At 46.9% G+C, this 16,978-nt stretch carries 17 protein-coding genes; 6 read left to right on the forward strand and 11 right to left on the reverse strand.

Going from position 1 to position 16,978, the window contains the following annotated elements; genetic code table 11:
- Positions 1 to 13 precede the first annotated feature (13 nt).
- From PJI16_20425 to PJI16_20465, 9 genes are all read right to left on the reverse strand, one after another.
- Complete coding sequence (locus PJI16_20425) at positions 14 to 220, reverse strand: DUF433 domain-containing protein (GenBank protein MDT3779930.1); 207 nt, start codon at positions 218 to 220, stop codon at positions 14 to 16.
- Between the two features lie 73 nt (positions 221 to 293).
- Entirely contained in the window at positions 294 to 1,007 is a 714-nt protein-coding gene (gene purQ, locus PJI16_20430; GenBank protein ID MDT3779931.1) for a phosphoribosylformylglycinamidine synthase subunit PurQ, read from the reverse strand.
- Positions 1,008 to 1,102: 95 nt separating this feature from the next.
- Complete coding sequence (purS, locus tag PJI16_20435) at positions 1,103 to 1,348, reverse strand: phosphoribosylformylglycinamidine synthase subunit PurS (protein ID MDT3779932.1); 246 nt, start codon at positions 1,346 to 1,348, stop codon at positions 1,103 to 1,105.
- 115 nt (positions 1,349 to 1,463) lie between these two features.
- Positions 1,464 to 2,168: a phosphoribosylaminoimidazolesuccinocarboxamide synthase gene (locus PJI16_20440; GenBank protein ID MDT3779933.1), complete on the reverse strand. Its 705-nt coding sequence runs from the start codon at positions 2,166 to 2,168 to the stop codon at positions 1,464 to 1,466.
- Positions 2,165 to 3,535, reverse strand: coding sequence for an adenylosuccinate lyase (gene purB / locus PJI16_20445; GenBank protein MDT3779934.1), 1,371 nt, complete (start codon positions 3,533 to 3,535; stop codon positions 2,165 to 2,167). Before purB ends, PJI16_20440 begins: the two co-directional genes overlap by 4 nt.
- Before the next feature lie 12 nt (positions 3,536 to 3,547).
- Positions 3,548 to 4,075: a transcription antitermination factor NusB gene (gene nusB / locus PJI16_20450; GenBank protein MDT3779935.1), complete on the reverse strand. Its 528-nt coding sequence runs from the start codon at positions 4,073 to 4,075 to the stop codon at positions 3,548 to 3,550.
- The gene (gene ribH, locus PJI16_20455; protein MDT3779936.1) at positions 4,072 to 4,584 is read right to left on the reverse strand and encodes a 6,7-dimethyl-8-ribityllumazine synthase; all 513 of its coding nucleotides are present in this window, start codon (positions 4,582 to 4,584) and stop codon (positions 4,072 to 4,074) included. The genes nusB and ribH overlap by 4 nt, the downstream gene beginning before the upstream one ends.
- Positions 4,585 to 4,683: 99 nt before the next feature.
- Positions 4,684 to 5,913, reverse strand: a complete 1,230-nt coding sequence (locus PJI16_20460) for a bifunctional 3,4-dihydroxy-2-butanone-4-phosphate synthase/GTP cyclohydrolase II (protein MDT3779937.1) — start codon at positions 5,911 to 5,913, stop codon at positions 4,684 to 4,686.
- Positions 5,914 to 5,954: 41 nt separating this feature from the next.
- Positions 5,955 to 7,178 (reverse strand): MFS transporter, encoded by a 1,224-nt coding sequence (locus PJI16_20465; protein MDT3779938.1) that lies wholly within the window; start codon positions 7,176 to 7,178, stop codon positions 5,955 to 5,957.
- Between the two features lie 240 nt (positions 7,179 to 7,418).
- Here PJI16_20465 and PJI16_20470 point away from each other — a divergent pair, with 240 nt between their 5' ends.
- The 5 genes from PJI16_20470 (at position 7,419) to queG (ending at position 12,524) form a co-directional block, all read left to right on the forward strand.
- Positions 7,419 to 8,459, forward strand: coding sequence for an RNA polymerase factor sigma-32 (locus PJI16_20470; GenBank protein MDT3779939.1), 1,041 nt, complete (start codon positions 7,419 to 7,421; stop codon positions 8,457 to 8,459).
- 257 nt (positions 8,460 to 8,716) lie between these two features.
- Positions 8,717 to 9,034 (forward strand): co-chaperone GroES, encoded by a 318-nt coding sequence (locus PJI16_20475; GenBank protein ID MDT3779940.1) that lies wholly within the window; start codon positions 8,717 to 8,719, stop codon positions 9,032 to 9,034.
- Positions 9,035 to 9,109: 75 nt separating this feature from the next.
- Positions 9,110 to 10,759 (forward strand): chaperonin GroEL, encoded by a 1,650-nt coding sequence (groL, locus tag PJI16_20480; protein MDT3779941.1) that lies wholly within the window; start codon positions 9,110 to 9,112, stop codon positions 10,757 to 10,759.
- Positions 10,760 to 11,088: 329 nt separating this feature from the next.
- Positions 11,089 to 11,403 carry a hypothetical protein gene (locus PJI16_20485; protein MDT3779942.1) on the forward strand — a complete coding sequence of 105 codons (315 nt, stop codon included), beginning with the start codon at positions 11,089 to 11,091 and terminating at the stop codon, positions 11,401 to 11,403.
- A gap of 92 nt (positions 11,404 to 11,495) precedes the next feature.
- The gene (queG, locus tag PJI16_20490) at positions 11,496 to 12,524 is read left to right on the forward strand and encodes a tRNA epoxyqueuosine(34) reductase QueG (protein MDT3779943.1); all 1,029 of its coding nucleotides are present in this window, start codon (positions 11,496 to 11,498) and stop codon (positions 12,522 to 12,524) included.
- Here the strand turns inward: queG and PJI16_20495 are convergent.
- Together PJI16_20495 and PJI16_20500 are read right to left on the reverse strand one after the other, a co-directional pair.
- Positions 12,516 to 14,927, reverse strand: coding sequence for a Smr/MutS family protein (locus PJI16_20495; protein MDT3779944.1), 2,412 nt, complete (start codon positions 14,925 to 14,927; stop codon positions 12,516 to 12,518). The genes queG and PJI16_20495 overlap by 9 nt on opposite strands.
- Before the next feature lie 179 nt (positions 14,928 to 15,106).
- Complete coding sequence (locus PJI16_20500) at positions 15,107 to 15,523, reverse strand: hypothetical protein (protein MDT3779945.1); 417 nt, start codon at positions 15,521 to 15,523, stop codon at positions 15,107 to 15,109.
- Between the two features lie 169 nt (positions 15,524 to 15,692).
- Here PJI16_20500 and PJI16_20505 point away from each other — a divergent pair, with 169 nt between their 5' ends.
- On the forward strand, positions 15,693 to 16,928 hold the full coding sequence (locus PJI16_20505; protein MDT3779946.1) for a hypothetical protein: 1,236 nt from the start codon (positions 15,693 to 15,695) through the stop codon (positions 16,926 to 16,928).
- Positions 16,929 to 16,978: the final 50 nt, after the last annotated feature.

A 16,978-nucleotide genomic window follows, 5' to 3' on the forward strand; every position in this document is an offset into this window, starting at 1 on the left:
ACTGTCCTGTGGGTTAATGCCCCGAAGGAAGGCGAAGGGGTAAATGGTCCGTCACATACGAAGCATATCGCAATGCAGTGAGGATCTGTTCATATGTCAGATTCAACGCTTCTTGAACATCATCGAATGATTTTCCAATGCCAAGGGTTCCTACAATGGTGGCCACGTCAACGGCGGTGCCTGCCACGCATGGTTTCCCGTGGCAAATGTCTGAGGTCATCGTAATTCCGGGAAAAACTTCCATGGTGGGCTCAACAGGCAAGGAAAGCACTGACTGATTAGTGTCATGTAGGTTATACAGTTTGGGGTGTTTTGTGTTTATCCAATGCTGAAATCATTGATCGAAAAATATACAACCCATCCTCATTATTGAGAAGGTGTTCTGCGCCTCGCTCTGGATGAGGCATCAGACCCAGAACGTTCCCGGCCGCATTACGAATTCCCGCAATGCTATCCAGCGATCCATTGGGATTAGCTTGAGAAGTGACTTTGCCTTCACGATCACAATATCGAAAAACGATTTGCGCATTGGCCTGCAAGGCGGACAACGTCACTGGGTTCGAATAATAATTTCCTTCAGCATGGGCAATCGGCAACTTCAGAATCTGTCCGGGTTCACAGTGATTGGTAAATGGAGTATTCGCGTTTTCTACCCGTATATAGCGGTCTTCGCAAATAAAAGAAAGATCCCGATTACGCAACATGGCACCGGATAATATTCCAAGCTCCAAAAGCATTTGAAATCCATTGCATATGCCCAAGACCATTCCTCCCCGCCCAGCAAAATCAACGACCGCATCCATGATGGGAGAAAATCGGGCTATGGCACCTGTGCGCAGATAGTCCCCATAAGAAAAGCCCCCTGGCAGGATAATGGCATCCATGCCTTTGAGGGATCTCTCTTGATGCCAAATAAAATGGGCAGTTTGTTTCATGATCTTCGAAAGGACATATCCACAATCACGATCACAATTGGAGCCGGGAAATACAATGATACCGATGTTCATATTGAACTCCCCCTTGTGTCATTACTACTGAGACGAGGGAGCTTAGCCGGGAAAAAATCGAATTTAATCAAGAGAGACAACCGGGAGACCATCAGTTACGCCTCAATGATCTCGTATTGATAATCTTCAATGACGGTATTGGCAAGCAGTTTTTCGCACATCTCTTTTATACTATTTCCTGCAGATGTCCTGTCTGTTTCGCAAAGATCCACCTCGATGAATTTCCCTATACGGACCTCTCCAACCGTGTCAAAACCAAGAGTTTGAAGCGATTGTTGAATGGCTCGACCTTGAGGATCCAGGATTCCGTTTTTGAGCGTAATGTAAATTTTGGCTTTCATGATTTCACAGAAGACCCGCCACGCATTAGGTGAATAAAGGCTTGACGTCACAGCCAGGGTTGTTGCCAAGGTGGCTTTTGCCAAAGAACGAGCGCATTATTCGAAATAATGCCAATTATCCGCAAACTCGTTTGAGAACTTCTTGATAGGTTTCCTCGATCCGTCCCAGATCTTTTCGGAAACGATCCTTATCCATGCGTTCCCCGGTTTGAATATCCCAAAAACGGCACGTGTCCGGGGAAATTTCATCTGCCAAAATAATCTGACCGTTCCACAATCCGAATTCTAACTTAAAATCCACCAGCATCATGCCCCTTTTCTGAAAAAAAGGTTTTAACACTTCGTTGATCTTGAGGGCCTGCTGTCGGAGTTCTTCAACTTGCGGGGGTGTGGCCAATTTAAGCAGGCGAATATGGTCCTCGGAAATCAAAGGGTCGCCCAGCGAATCGTCTTTATAGAAGAATTCGACTAATGGGGGATCAATGATCAAACCTTCTTCTAACCCCAGACGTTTGACAATGCTGCCGGTGGCTCGATTACGCACCACAACTTCAACTGGAATAATTTTCACTCGTCGCGTTAACATTTCCCGATCATTGAGTTGCTGGATAAAATGGCTGGGAGTACCCGCTTCAGCAAGGTATTGAAAAAGCGTGGCGGAGATTTTATTGTTCACCACCCCTTTTTCCAGAATCGTCCCCCGTTTTTGCGCGTTGAAGGCGGTCGCATCATCCTTGAAGTAGTGAATGACTTCGTCTAATTTTTCGGTCAGGAAAATTTTTTTGGCTTTTCCTTCGTAAAACATATCTCCCTTAGTCATTCTGTCTTCCTCTTTTTGGAGGGTTTTCTTGGATGAGTGGCTCGGGGTGGCGTTGATCGCTGGCTTTGGGGATTCATTCCAAACACCCGTCTAAAAATCTGCTGCTGGTTTCGCAAATAGGCTCTGGGATTGAAGCAGGTTGCAATCTCTTTTGCACTCAAGTGTTTGGCAATAAAGGGATCCCCCTCTATAAGAGATTGGAAACTTCCTGCCCCTTTCCAGGCAGCCATTGCCTGTTGCTGCACATGCTCATAGGCGTTTTTTCTGATTGCACCTTTATCTAACAACGCCAGTAACACTCGTTGCGAGTAGATCAGTCCACCGGTTTGATTCAGAGTGGCCATCATCCGTTCAGGATAAACCACTAGTTTGGATAACATGTTCGTTAACCGAACCAGCATATAATTGATCAAAATCGTGCTATCCGGAAGAATAATCCGCTCAGCAGATGAATGGCTAATGTCCCGTTCATGCCACAAGGCAACATTTTCCATGGCAGCCAGACTGTTACTTCGCACTACCCTGGCAAGACCACATAAATTTTCCGAGCTGATCGGATTCCGTTTATGAGGCATGGCGGAAGAGCCTTTTTGGCCTGGCTCAAAGTATTCTTCAGCTTCCAGGACTTCGGTTCTTTGCAAATGACGAATTTCAATGGCAATTTTTTCAATACTCGCTGCCATCAGTGCCAAGACCGAAAGAAAGGCCGCGTGCCGGTCCCGCTGAAGCACCTGGTTTGAAATAGGCGCCGGGTTCAACCCTAACCGTTGACAAACGGTTTTTTCGATTGAGGGAGAAAGATGGGCAAATGTGCCCATGGCCCCGGAAAGCTTGCCGACAGCAATGTCCACGAACGCCGCCTCTAAGCGGATTTGCTGCCGTTGAAACTCCTGATACCAAATGGCGACCTTCCATGCAAAGGAAATAGGCTCTCCATGGATCCCATGGGAACGCCCCACCATCAGCGTATCCTGATGCGCAAAAGCTAAATCCCGCAAGGCACCAAGCAAGGCTTTGACATCCTCACGAATCAATTGGGCAGCTTCCACTAATTGCAACGAAAGAGACGTATCGACGATATCCGAAGAGGTGAGCCCAACATGCAAAAACCGTCCGTCATTCCCTGCCTGCTCCGCCACGGATTCCAGGAAGGCAATAACATCATGTTTTGTGACTTGTTCGATAGCCGCGATTCGTAAAGGATTGACCTTGACCTTTTTTCGAATGCGGGCTGCCACACCAGGAGGAATCTGTCTCATTTTTTCCATGGCCTCACACACGGCAAGTTCGACCTCCAACCACAACTCATATTTGTGGGTCTGGGTCCAAACGGCCCCCATACGGGGTAACGTGTAGCGGTCAATCATGGGAAAGGACAGTTAGGAGGTAGGTGATGGATCAGAGAATTCCGGCGCTGGGGTTTTCTGTTGAATTTGGCCTCGCTTGATGGCAAGCTTTGGTTCAGCACGGAGAACATGGTCTAAAAGACCATTGACGAATCGCCTGGCCTCATCATCCGCAAAAAGTTTAGCCAATTCAACCGCTTCATTGATGGTCACCATGGCCGGAATATCAGGCTCCCATAACAATTCGTAAATGGAACATCTCAAAATATTCCGATCCACAACCGGCATACGTTGCAAGGACCAATCGATGGCAAAATCACGAATAATTTCATCAATTTCAGATTGATTCGTAATGACCCCACGAAAGAGATTCGAGGTAAATGTTTGGACTTCCGGTGATGCAGATTGACTTGCCCAAAACTTTTCTTGCCATGATGGGTTTTGATCTTGAAATTCGTATTGGAAAAGCATTTGCAATGCAAGCTGACGGGCCAAACGTCTGGATGGCCGACCCTGAGCCTGATTAGCTGGTGGTGTACCTGATGGGACCGTCATAGTCATGATGTTGTGGATTCTCTTAAAAAGCCAGACTGGCGGATGCTGGTCCTACTCAACTGCTTCATTAAAACGGCCATTTCCAAAGCCATGCGGGCGGCATCCGCCCCTTTATTCCGTTCAGGTTGACCGGAACGTTCCATTGCCTGATCAACGGTATCAGTAGTCAGTACTCCGAAAATAATAGGAATTCCAGTATCCAGGGATGCTTGGCCGATCCCGCGACTTGTCTCTGCACAAATATATTCGAAGTGTGGCGTTTCCCCGCGAATCACTGCCCCTAAACAGATAACAACATCAAATCGATGAGATTGGGCCAGTGTTTTTGCAATTAATGGAATCTCAAATGCCCCAGGAACTCGAATGACCTGCCTGTGGTCTGGTGGGGTTCCTAACTGGGTTAAGGTGGATTCAGCAGCAGCCAATAAGCGGCTGGTCACGACCTCGTTAAACGTACTAACCACGATCGCTACCTGACAATCTACCTCATTTCCACGACGCTCCTGATTCACCATGCTAGTTAAGTGTTTCCTTAAGACTCAATCCCTGATTATTAAAAGTGAGAGAGGGGCGATCAGTGTGTACCACTTGCCAGTGGGAACCGCAAGTCCCCATTACACATTATTCAAGAGGTGACCTAATTTGGCTTTTTTCGTGCGTAAGTAATGCACATTTGACTCCTGGGGCACAATCTCAATGGACACGCGTTCCACGACTTCCAAGCCATAACCCTCGATCCCCACAATTTTCCTTGGATTATTGGTGATAAGTCTGATTTTTTTGAGACCTAAATTTACTAAAATTTGGGCGCCAATTCCATAATCCCGCAAATCAGCTTTAAACCCCAGTTGCAAATTGGCTTCCACTGTATCACTTCCCTGGTCCTGAAGGTGGTAGGCCCGAATTTTATTGGTGAGTCCGATTCCCCGCCCCTCCTGATTTAAGTACAGCAAAACCCCTTTGCCTTCCCGTTCAATTATTTCCATTGCCCTATGGAGTTGTTCACGGCAATCACATCGCAAAGATCCAAAAACATCGGCTGTCAGGCAGCCCGAATGGACTCGCACTAAGGTTGGAAGGTTATCGATCTCCCCTTTTACGAGGGCGATGTGAGTTCCGGTATCAAGTTCGTTTTCAAAAACCACCGACTGAAAATGACCAAAGCGTGTAGGGAGATTTGCTGTGGCGACCTGTTTTACAAACGTCTCCCGATGTAACCGATATTGGATCAAATCTTTCACTGTGATGATTTTAAGGCCATGGTGCTTTGCAAATTTCATTAAATGAGGAACCCGAGCCATCGTGCCGTCATCATTCATAATTTCACAGATGACTGCTGCGGGATACAGTCCAGCCAGACGGGCAAGATCAACAGACCCTTCGGTTTGTCCGGCTCGGCGTAATACTCCGCCTTTATGAGCTTTCAATGGAAAAATGTGCCCAGGCCTTGCAAAGTCGCTTGGCTTGGCTTTTGGGTCAACGGCCAACTGAATGGTGGTGGCTCGATCAGCGGCCGAGATTCCGGTGGTAATATTTTTGGCGGCATCAATCGATACGGTAAAAGCCGTGCCGAAAGGTGCGGTATTTTCATTCGCCTGGGGGGGAAGCTTCAACTCCTCAACTCGCTCTGGGGTGAGGGCCAGACAAATTAACCCACGGCCGTATTTTGCCATAAAATTAATATGTTCAGGCGTGACTTTTTCAGCAGCCATAACCAGGTCGCCCTCATTTTCCCGATCCTCATCGTCAACAAGGATGATGCATTTACCAGCTTGGATATCCTCTAAGGTTTCAGCAATGGTGTGAAATTCAGGCTTGTCTATTGAGGCTGTTTCTTTTTTCATGGGTGACTCACTTGACGGTCAAACGTTTCAACTTCAGCTTGTTAACTGTCTGGAACGAATTTTGGCTTGCCTAACCAGATCGAACGTTGGCCTATCATAACACTAATGCCTGCTAATCCTGAAACAAGGGCCAGGGCAAAAAATCCAGAAGAGAAGGTTCCGGTAATTTCATTTAACCATCCAAACCCAGATGGTAAGAGAAATCCTCCAAGACCTCCTGCCGCACCAATAAAGCCGGAAGCCGTCCCCATTATGGATTCAAATCTATTGAAAACCACCTGAAAAATGGCTCCATTGCCAAATCCTAAACAAAACATCATTAGGAGAATAATGATATAAGTCAAGACAAAATGATCAAGATTCCCGGAGACAAGGCATAGGGCGGTTATTATAAGAAAAATCCCTTGCAATAAGATTAACCCCCCGAACCGATCAGCAAGCAATCCTCCCAGAGGGCGGGCACCGCTTCCCGTTAAAGCGCAAAAGGCGGTCAATGTTCCAGCTTGTACCATATCCATCTGAAATTGATCATGAAAAAGAATTGGGAGATAACTCGAAAGCCCTACAAACCCACCGAACGTCACCCCATATAAAAAACACAACCAGTACATGACCGGATCCTGAAGTCCTTTTCGCAATAGTACACGGATGCTGTCTATTGTCGAGGAGTCGGTTTCATTCGTTACCGGAGCCGATTGAACCAACCAGAAAAAGATGAAAGCTGTCCCCATAACAGGTAGGAGCATAATGCCGAAAACCTGATGCCAACCAAGTGTTTCAACAAGGCGCGGGGCCATAAACGCAGCTAATAGCACGCCGCTATTTCCAATACCTGCGACTCCCATGGCCAACCCTTGATGCGCTGAGGGATAGGCTTGGCTGGCCAGAGGCAGGGCAATCGCAAAACTGGCTCCGGCAAATCCTAAAAAAAGGCCAATTCCCAGCATAGACTCGAAGCTGGTTCCTCCCAGCCACCCCAGCAACAACCCGATGCCTTCCAAGCCCAGAATGCCCAATCCCACGACTTTGGCCCCTAACCGGTCTCCTAGCGGTCCGACAATAATTCGAAGCAATGCCCCCCCTAGCAATGGGGTCCCGACTAATAAGCCTTTTTGAGAGGACGAGAGAGCAAATTCCTCAGATATGGCGATGCCCATGGCCCCAATAAGGAGCCACACCATAAAACTTATTTCGAAGTGGAGCCACGCACCAAGGAGAGTTGGCCAATGCCCGGAACGGAGTGAATGGAAAACGTCTTTCACCATGATTCTGTCGAGAGCATGGAAAGTCCTTTCTTTTTTTCATTTTTCAAGCCTGCAGTCATGACCCAACTATAAAAAGTTTCACCAGACATTGCCAATATTTTTCTGAAATGAAACTTCTGAAAGCCTGCTTATTACCTTGAAATTAGAAAATTTCGCGAATGTGTTTGGTGATCCAAGAAAAATTCATTACAATAACAATAGAATGTAGCGACCCTGCCTTCTTGATCAGTAAGCCAAAGCATGAAACCGAAATTATCAAAAAAACAGTCTTCCAATGTGATCGACGTTGCAGAGAAAGACTCTTCATCTAAGCTAGCGAACGAAGAGGTCCATGAAGAAATACTCCTCGATGGAGCCGGGGAACCGGAGAACCAACCGGAAAGTGAGGAGGCACCTGAGAATAAGGAGACCTGGGATTCGGTCTCAACCGCACTTATTCCGACGACCACGCTCAGTCGTTATTTAGCCGAAGTCCGCCGGTACCCATTCCTTTCGAAAGAGGAAGAGCTTCAACTCTTTCATGAATATCAAACAGCAGGGACACGAGAATCTGCAGTGAAATTAATTTTAGCTAACCTGCGTGTGTGTGTGTCCATTGCCTCAGAATATGGTCTTGCCGGAATTGATCAAATGGACCTAATCCAGGAAGGGAATGTCGGGCTTTTGCAGGCCATGAAGAAATTCGATCCTACAAAAAATGTTCGCTTTTATGCCTATGCCGCCTGGTGGGTTCGAGCCTTTGTACTGCGATATCTCCTCAATAATTTTCGTCTTGTCAAAATAGGCACGACCCAGGAACAACGACGCCTTTTCTATAATCTTCGTCGTGAAAAAGCCAAATTGGAACGACAGGGATATGTCCCCGACCCTAAATTACTGGCTGACCGCCTTAATGTGCGTGAACGAGATGTTGTGGAAATGGATCAACGCCTGGGAAGTTGGGAACTTTCCTTGGATCAGCCAATGACCGCTGAGGGGGAAGGCACGTTTCATGACCTTCTTCCCTCTACTCAACCTCCCATTGACGATCAGTTGGGTGACTCACAGCTGCGACTCCTCTTCCGAAAAAAATTGGCAGAATTTGCAAAAACCCTTTCGGAGCGAGAGGAGGACATACTTCGCAACCGACTCCTTTCGGAATCCCCTGTGACCTTAGAGGACCTGGGAAGAAAATATATGATTACCAAAGAGCGGACTCGTCAACTTGAGGCCAAAATAATTAAGAAGTTGCGAGAACTTATGAAAAAAGACATTCAGGATTTTGAACATCTCCGGAAATAAGGTTTTAAGCTTATATACGTATGGAAATCCGCATGCCAGCAGATCCTGAGTGTATGCTTTCCCTAAAGATAGCATGCCCGACACTCTTCCATGTTGAAAATCTTGCCTTTCCCTCTTGACTTCAAATCAAGCGGACTTATCTCTCCTTTCAAGATGCCGCATCTATAGAAAATTCAGGCAGGTGTGCGTAATCCCAATTGATTACAGTTCTCACCATTTTTCCCTTCAATGGGCAACAAACAAAAAAGGAGGCAGACATGGCAGCCACAAAAGAGAAGGAAAAGAAGGAATCAAAAGAGGGAAGCAGTGCGAAGGGATTCCGTCCTTTAGGAGATCGAGTGTTCGTGGCCTACACTGAAGAATTGGAACGGACCGCAGGGGGAATTTACGTACCAGACTCGGCTCGTGAGAAACCCCAAAGAGGCACTATCGAAGCCGCAGGCCCTGACGTTGAAAATGTGAAGGTTGGCGATCAAGTATTGTTTGACAAGTATTCCGGAACCAAAATCAAGGTTGAGAATGATGATTGCTTAATCTTAAAAGAGGAAGATATCTTGGGCGTATTTGACAATTAACGCCGCCGTCACGTTCAAACCCAGTTTTTTGAGTTGTATTCCACACCACAAAAATGATTTCTAAGGAGGATTTGTATGGCTAAGCAGTTGCAATACAGTGAAAAGGCACGTGCGTCCATTTTGAGCGGAGTGAACCAATTAGCGGATGCCGTAAAAACGACATTGGGACCAAAAGGCCGGAATGCCATTCTCGATAAGAAGTTTGGCGCCCCAACAATCACCAAAGACGGCGTAACGGTGGCCAAGGAAATCGAATTAAAAAATCCCTATGAAAACATGGGGGCTCAATTGGTTAAGGAAGTGGCAAGCAAAACCAGTGATATCGCAGGTGACGGAACAACCACCGCCACCGTATTAGCACAAGCCATTTACCGTGAAGGCGTCAAGAATATTACCGCAGGCGCCAATCCGATGGAACTTAAGCGAGGCATTGACAAGGCCGTTGAAGTCGCAATTGAAGAACTGAAAAAGATTAGCAAGCCCTGCCAAACCAAAAAAGAAATTTCTCAAATTGGTTCAATCTCTGCGAATAACGACCACACCATTGGTGACCTGATCGCCGAGGCAATGGATAAAGTGGGAAAAGATGGCGTCATCACCGTAGAAGAAGCCAAATCCATGACTACGTCATTAGATGTAGTTGAAGGAATGCAGTTTGACCGCGGGTACATCTCTCCCTATTTTGTGACCAATGCAGACCGGATGGAAGCTTCCTTGGAAGATGCGTTTTTGCTAATCGTTGAAAAGAAAATCAGTGCCATGAAAGACTTGCTCCCTATTCTTGAGCAGGTAGCCAAAATGGGCAAACCATTGGTCATTGTGGCTGAAGATGTCGAAGGCGAAGCTCTAGCAACATTGGTGGTCAATAAGCTTCGTGGAACATTGAATGTGGCAGCGGTGAAGGCTCCTGGCTTTGGTGATAGACGGAAAGCCATGCTGGAGGATCTTGCCACCCTGACAGGCGGACAGGTGATTTCTGAGGAAGTAGGCCTTAAGCTTGAAAGTGTGAAGCTGACAGACCTTGGACGCGCCAAACGAGTGAACATTGACAAGGATAATACCACGATTGTGGAAGGTGCCGGGGATCCCAAGCGGATTGAAGGTCGAGTCAAGCAAATTAAGACGCAGGTTGAGGAAACCACATCCGATTACGATCGGGAAAAATTACAAGAGCGATTAGCGAAAATGGTTGGTGGTGTGGCAGTCATTAACGTAGGCGCCGCGACCGAAACCGAAATGAAGGAGAAGAAAGCTCGTGTAGAGGATGCCCTTCATGCGACCAAGGCTGCAGTAGAGGAAGGCATTGTTCCTGGTGGAGGCGTGGCTCTTCTTCGTTGCGTTCCTGCTTTGGATAAGATGAAATTAAATCACGACCAACAAGTCGGAGTGAACCTCGTCAAGCGTTCCCTGGAAGAGCCTATTCGACAAATCTCCATCAATGCAGGTGCTGAGGGATCCATTATTGTGGAAAAAGTTCGAAGCGAAACCACAAACCGAGGATACAATGCCGGCACTGGAGAATTTGTGGATATGGTTGAGGCTGGTGTAATTGATCCAACCAAGGTCGCACGTTGTGCGTTGCAAAACGCTGCTAGTGTGGCAGGCCTCATGCTCACCACGGAAGTTATGGTGACAGAAATCCCAGAAGCGAAGCCAGAAGGGGCTGGGATGCCTGGCGGCCATGACCACGGGATGGGCGGCATGGGCGGCATGGGCGGATTCTAAAATCCTGCTTACAGATATAGTAAAAGCCCCCTGGAGGATTGAATCTTCCAGGGGGCTTTTCTACTCCTGAACCTTTATTCCTTCCCTGTTCAGACCTCATCATACAATTTTGCAATACCCAGAATTAGTCTGCATAAGGGATAGATTTTTGACAGGTTGTTTGGGTGATGTGGTATAAGGAAATCCATCTTTGCAGAACTCCCCAGTCGTATTCGTGCAGATTTCCACACCCTTTTACCCAGCTACAGGTCGCTATGAATTCGTTTTTAAGCACAATCAAAATAAGATTTTCCCAACAAAAAACCAGTCATCTATTGATGTGGGCAATTATGGTGTTTCTCATTACCGGGAACGGCTTGTTGGGGATTATCAATAAGGGGGAAGCAGCTGATTCCCGGTCACGGACGGAAGCGAATTGTACCATTGGCATGGTGAAAGGCGAGACAAAGGCTGAATGCCGTGTTCCAATTCCCAATGGCTGTGCTGTTGCCCAGTTTCCCGAGTATCCCGAACCCTGGGTTGATATTTCCCAAGGAGGGGGGACTTCTTGTCAATTTAACGAGAAGCAAACCGACTGGAAAACGTCGATTGTCGGATCCTGTCAAGCTGCACAACTGAGCAATGTACAGGAAGATTTATGGTGATGTTTAATTGCGTAAACAATGTTCCTCCTGCTAATCCGGGAACCCCTGGACAGAAATAAATCGCGTTTTTTGCTTGAGAAGGAGGAGTACTCATGACTCCTCGGTCAATTCTGGCGAATCAAATCAAAGAAGAGGCCCGCCGCTTAGGTTTTGATGCGGTAGGAATTGCTTGCATACCAACGCCTCTTCCAAGCACGCCCTGCCCTCCGGCTCAAAGTACGATTCCCCTTGCGGAAGAACCGATTACATTGCGGTTATGGGGACGCCTAAAAAAATGGCTTGACTTGCGATTTCATGGAACTATGGAATGGATAGCCAAGGACCCGAAACGCCGTTCCAACCCGGCAGAAGTGCTTCCAGGTTGCCAATCACTGGTAATGGTCGGGATGAATTATTACACCGATCATACTCCAGATGAGTCAAAGCTTTCTGGACGCATTGCCCGATATGCCTGGGGAAAAGACTATCACGGGTTCATGAAGGACCGATTGACACAATTAGAAAGCTTCCTTCACTCACACGTACCGGATATTCAGACGAGGAGCTATGTGGATACGGGTCCCATCATGGAAAAAGCATGGGCTCAAGAGGCCGGCATCGGCTGGATTGGCAAACATACCAATCTGGTTTCCACCGATTTTGGGTCCTGGCTGTTACTCGGAGAAATTCTAACGACCCTGTCATTGGATGGTGATGAACCCGCCGTGGATTTATGTGGAACCTGCTCGCTCTGTATCCAGGCTTGCCCCACTGGAGCCATTGTGGAACCTTATCTCCTTGATGCGGAACGATGCATCTCGTATTTGACGATTGAATACCGTGGTAGTGTGGATGATCTTCCAGCAGAGCTGAGAAAAAAAATAGGCAATAGAATATTTGGTTGTGACGATTGTTTGGATATTTGTCCGTTTAACGTAAATGCAAATCCCACTACTGAGGCAGGATTCCAACCGTTTCCCTGGACATTACACCCGCAATTACCTTCATTGGCCAATCTGACAAAAGATGAATTCCATTCGCTAACAAAAGGGAGCCCCTTGCGCCGACCCAAGCACGAGGGATTTATCCGAAATGTACAGATTGGACTCAAGAATCACGCTCCACGGATTCCTTTATCGTAATTCGATCACCGTCACACCGTCTCCTCCCTCGGAGGGATCACCCGCTCGAAAGCTTTGGATATAGGGAGAGGATTGACAAAGAGTTCGAATTCCTGTTTTGAGTGCGCCAGAGCCCTGGCCATGAATGACCTTAAGATATTTGGCTTGGGTGACCAAGGCATGGTCAAGGGCCGCAAGCGTCATCTCCATCGCATCGTCAAAACGGAGCCCACGAATAACTAATTCCTGTTGATAGAGGCCTGTTTCCTGGTTGGAGGCTGGGGAACCCAACTCCGTGGAAATTGTGGGGAGAGCCCGCCTCCCACTCAATTGCTGTTGACCCGACAAGGGTTTATTGTCGGAAGAGGGTATCGCTCGACGTATGGCAGAAGGGGCTGTTTTAATTGTCCGGGTACCCACACGAATGGATACCTGTCTTTTCCCCTCAAGACTTTCCTGCAAGACCCCTATAGTCCCCAGTGCATTAATTTCTACCAGGTCCCCTTCATGCAGTGGCTCAGATGATACCCATTGATTATTTGGGAGGTGAGAAAGTATTTCCTGATTCAATGTGCCTATGGTTTGCTGAATAGACTTCACCTTCAAAAGAGTTTTGTCCTTTTTTAGGTCGTTCACGATTTGATTCAGATGCCGTTGTGCTTTGGAAAATTCTTGTTGCCATTGCTTTCGATATCGTTGGCGATCTTCCTGTTCTTGTGCCTTCAATTGGTTGCGCGTTACATGCGCCTCCTCAAGCAAGCGTTGCGCTTCCTGACGAAGATATTGAGCCTGTTCACATTCACGTTCCAATCGAGTGTGCGTGTTCTGTAGAGTTCGGAAAATGGCATCAAGATCGAAATCCTGCCCTCGAATTAAAGATTTGGCAGACTGAATTATTGTCGAATCCAACCCTAAACGTTCCGCAATATCCAAGGCGGAAGACCCTCCGGGAATTCCGTCTATGAGCCGGTATGTCGGAGCGAGAGTAACCATATCAAATTCCTGGCTGGCATTCCGAACATGAGGATTCCGAAAGGGAAGGGTTTTCAAGCTTGGATAATGAGTGGTCGCGACAATCGTACATCCTAATTCGCAAAGACGGGTTAAGAGTGCTTCGGCCAATGCGGCACCCTCAATAGGATCCGTCGAGCTGCCCACTTCATCCAGAAGTACAAGCGCATCCCGGTTCGTTGGTTCCCCAGACGATTCCACATTTTTTAATAAGGCGATCATATTGAGAATATGCCCGGAAAAGCTGGATACATCGTTACTGAGATCCTGGGAATCTCCAATGTCGGCATACACCTGCTCAAAAAGTGCCATCTTGGAGTCTGGGCCACAAGTTGGGTGAAGACCGACTTTCACCATCATCGCGAACAATCCTATCAGTTTCAATGACACTGTTTTTCCACCCGCATTCGGTCCAGAAATAATGAGAACCTTGGTCTCGTCTTCAATCCGAATGGAATTGGGTATGACCTGCTCCTTGGTCAACGCCAAGAGTGGATGTCTGGCCTGTTGCAAGTCAATGCAATGTTTTTGGTTAAGAAGAATGGGAGAGCCATGCGTTTTGATGCTTAATCGTGCTTTGGCCATGAGGCAATCAAGATCGGCCAGGCAGGACAAATTTCCATGAATGGCTGAGACATGTTCTGCCACACGGCTGGACAAATCTTGCAGTAGATGCCGTTCTTCCTGAGCCACCTGCAAGTCAACAAATTTAATAGAATTATTCAATTCAACCAAATGGCGGGGCTCAACAAACACCGTGGCCCCACTACTGGAAATATCGTGAACAATTCCATTGACAGCCTGTTGTCGTTCAGCTTTTATCGGAATCACATATCGATTCTCACGTTCAGCAAAGTACTGTCCTTGAAGAAGATCCTCATATTCTTGAGAAGCTAATATCGTTTCCAATCGTCGCCGAATCGTTTGACGAAGACCCTGACTTTTTCGTACCAATTGATAGAGTTCCGGGCTCGCAGACTCGCGCAGCTGGCCGTTGAGATCGATGCATGAATCAATTGTTTGCTTCACCCATATCAGATCTTGAAGGTTCAAGGAACGAGTTCTGATCTTCGGGAACGTGGAGCCATGAATCTGCAAGTATTCTTTGATTGTATGCCCAAGACCTAAGACCAAACTAATATCTCGCAGTTCCGGCCCCTCCAGAATTCCTTCTTTTTGAGCCCGTGCCAACACATTCCGGATATCGGGGAACACCAAAGAAGGCAGGGGATGAGGGCCCTGGAGAATGTGAACCATTTCTGATGTTTCTTGTTGTTGAATAACTGCAGAATGAAGGTCAGATGCAAAGGCGAGGGTACGACAGCAGCCCTCCCCTAACGAGGAGGAGGCTTCCTTGGCAAGGCAATCAATTAAAACAGGCCATTCCAGGACCTGTTCCGTGTGTTGGACCATGGGGGATACTCTCATAGGGGATCAGGGTAAAAAGACATTCCTATCAATGCCATTTTCAAATTTAGCGGAGGCTATAAAAAAGGGAACAAGAAGGATGTAAAGGAATGATATAAAAGCGAAAGGTCCCTGGCAAGTGATGTACTGCCAAAGTGGAGATAAACTGAGAGGACGGCACATCTCTACTTTTTCATGGAGTCGACGGAAAGCTTGAGATCTTCAATGGCCTTTTGAATGTTTTCCTTGATGTCCTGCCAAGCTGTTTCACTATTGTCACGGAGTTGCTCAATACGAGGAATAAGGGTATCTTGTTGCTTTTTGAAATTATCGAGTTGGGCTTGAAGTTTGGCTCGAGTTTTTTCCTGTAGCTCGATGCTTTGATCGCGGAGCTTCTGTATTTGTGTTTCTAAATCAGTAATTTGTTTATTCAGATTTTCAGTGGAAAAATCCTCTCCTCCAGCTGCGACCGGTCCTGGTTTCTTGACCGCTGAATCTTCCGCCGAGACAAACGTCACGCCGATTCCCAGGAATAGACAGGCGATAATCCATCCCAGGATAAGGACGGCACCTCTGGGTTTTTGCAAAAAGTCTTGTTGCATATTGAATCCTTTCTTCCGAACGCGCTGTTTTCTTGTTAGCTCAAACTTGTTGCTTCTCATTGTCATCAAAATAAAAGGGGATTCCTCAAATTGGCATAAACTTCACACGATACCTTGCTCCAATGACAAACTTACCTTAAAATGCCGTCCCGTAAAATAAGGATTCACTATGACACAAGAAGACGCTCGCGCTTATCTCAACTATCTCCTTACCCTCCATCTACGTCAGGAGGAAGCGTTTGGTCCGTTAGGTTTAGCATTTGTAAGAGAGAACGACCTGACCGAATTAGCCCTCATTCCTGAAGAACAGTTTAATTTGTTAATGGCCATAGCGACGGTCTTTTCTGCTGAACCAAAACGTTACACAATGAAGTTGGAATTACTGCAAAAAGCCTACCAACTACTACCACACACACGCTATAACGATCCTGAATTAGGCCGTGAACTTGAGCATTTGATCAGGAAGACGCAGAGTGATCTTCATCGATACAACGAAGCAATGAAGGTGGCTCGGTCACAATCCTCAGATCGACAAAGCTTAGTCGTCGAAACCGATATCCCTGAATATTTTCTTGAAACGGCACAAAAACGCGCCTCAGCCTATTATCAGGAAAAATACCGCTTAACCAAAGAGGCAAAAACTGCCCAGCATTTTGGTGGAACGGCGAAAAAGTTTGAACCGGACAATCCTGCGATCCATAAAGAATTTCCCGGTGCCTGCGCTCCATTTATTAATGCCCGGACCAATGCTTTTCATATTGTGTTACCATTTGATTTAAAAATTAGTCGAAGCCCGGAAGATCCGTTGGAAGCAGGGATTCGAATTTTCTATGGAAAAATGGGGTATTCATTTCCTTTACGCTATGAGATGGGCAAATTATGCAGTTACCATGACGGCCAAGTACTGGATGTGGACCTCCACGATCCGAATCTTATCTTTTTCTCTGTATCGGGTATCAAGGACCCAGAGTTTATCATTCAAGCCTCTCAAACCGACCCTTCTCTCCCACCAGAATTGGTCTATCCCATGACCGTGCTAGAACACACCGGGAGTTTGGGGCCATTTATCCAAGTCAGTTGTAACATCAAGGTGTGGTTTGATGCCTCTATGGTTTCGCTCCTCCTTCAAGGTGCACCAGATTTATCTGATTATGGATTACAAGGGGGAGCGGGCCTCATGACCAGGACGTACGCTTCCGATAAAGTTGAGTCATATGTGCACAATTTATCTCAACCTTGGCAAGAAGGCTTGAGTTTTAATTTTGTGAATCTTCATCTTCAACTAAGCCCAGGCATTGACAGTGCGGTTGTACCCTTTGGAACCCCGATATTTTCCGTATATCCGGTGTTCAATCGACAGAGCTACCGCTTTGTCGACCGCCGAACGATGGACCAGGCTCCCTAGAAATCCATGGCTATTGCATGAGTCCATGGACTCATGCGGTTCCCAAGGTT

The organism is Nitrospira sp. MA-1, assembly GCA_032139905.1.
Lineage (GTDB): Bacteria > Nitrospirota > Nitrospiria > Nitrospirales > UBA8639 > Nitrospira_E.

Excerpts from the sequence above, each read along its gene's own strand:
- PJI16_20425 (MDT3779930.1), bottom strand. The coding sequence starts at position 220 with ATGACCTCAGACATTTGCCACGGGAAACCATGCGTGGCAGGCACCGCC.
- purQ (MDT3779931.1), bottom strand. The coding sequence starts at position 1,007 with ATGAACATCGGTATCATTGTATTTCCCGGCTCCAATTGTGATCGTGAT.
- purS (MDT3779932.1), bottom strand. The coding sequence starts at position 1,348 with ATGAAAGCCAAAATTTACATTACGCTCAAAAACGGAATCCTGGATCCT.
- PJI16_20440 (MDT3779933.1), bottom strand. The coding sequence starts at position 2,168 with ATGACTAAGGGAGATATGTTTTACGAAGGAAAAGCCAAAAAAATTTTC.
- purB (MDT3779934.1), bottom strand. The coding sequence starts at position 3,535 with ATGATTGACCGCTACACGTTACCCCGTATGGGGGCCGTTTGGACCCAG.
- nusB (MDT3779935.1), bottom strand. The coding sequence starts at position 4,075 with ATGACTATGACGGTCCCATCAGGTACACCACCAGCTAATCAGGCTCAG.
- ribH (MDT3779936.1), bottom strand. The coding sequence starts at position 4,584 with ATGGTGAATCAGGAGCGTCGTGGAAATGAGGTAGATTGTCAGGTAGCG.
- PJI16_20460 (MDT3779937.1), bottom strand. The coding sequence starts at position 5,913 with ATGAAAAAAGAAACAGCCTCAATAGACAAGCCTGAATTTCACACCATT.
- PJI16_20465 (MDT3779938.1), bottom strand. The coding sequence starts at position 7,178 with ATGGTGAAAGACGTTTTCCATTCACTCCGTTCCGGGCATTGGCCAACT.
- PJI16_20470 (MDT3779939.1), top strand. The coding sequence starts at position 7,419 with ATGAAACCGAAATTATCAAAAAAACAGTCTTCCAATGTGATCGACGTT.
- PJI16_20475 (MDT3779940.1), top strand. The coding sequence starts at position 8,717 with ATGGCAGCCACAAAAGAGAAGGAAAAGAAGGAATCAAAAGAGGGAAGC.
- groL (MDT3779941.1), top strand. The coding sequence starts at position 9,110 with ATGGCTAAGCAGTTGCAATACAGTGAAAAGGCACGTGCGTCCATTTTG.
- PJI16_20485 (MDT3779942.1), top strand. The coding sequence starts at position 11,089 with ATGGTGTTTCTCATTACCGGGAACGGCTTGTTGGGGATTATCAATAAG.
- queG (MDT3779943.1), top strand. The coding sequence starts at position 11,496 with ATGACTCCTCGGTCAATTCTGGCGAATCAAATCAAAGAAGAGGCCCGC.
- PJI16_20495 (MDT3779944.1), bottom strand. The coding sequence starts at position 14,927 with ATGGTCCAACACACGGAACAGGTCCTGGAATGGCCTGTTTTAATTGAT.
- PJI16_20500 (MDT3779945.1), bottom strand. The coding sequence starts at position 15,523 with ATGCAACAAGACTTTTTGCAAAAACCCAGAGGTGCCGTCCTTATCCTG.
- PJI16_20505 (MDT3779946.1), top strand. The coding sequence starts at position 15,693 with ATGACACAAGAAGACGCTCGCGCTTATCTCAACTATCTCCTTACCCTC.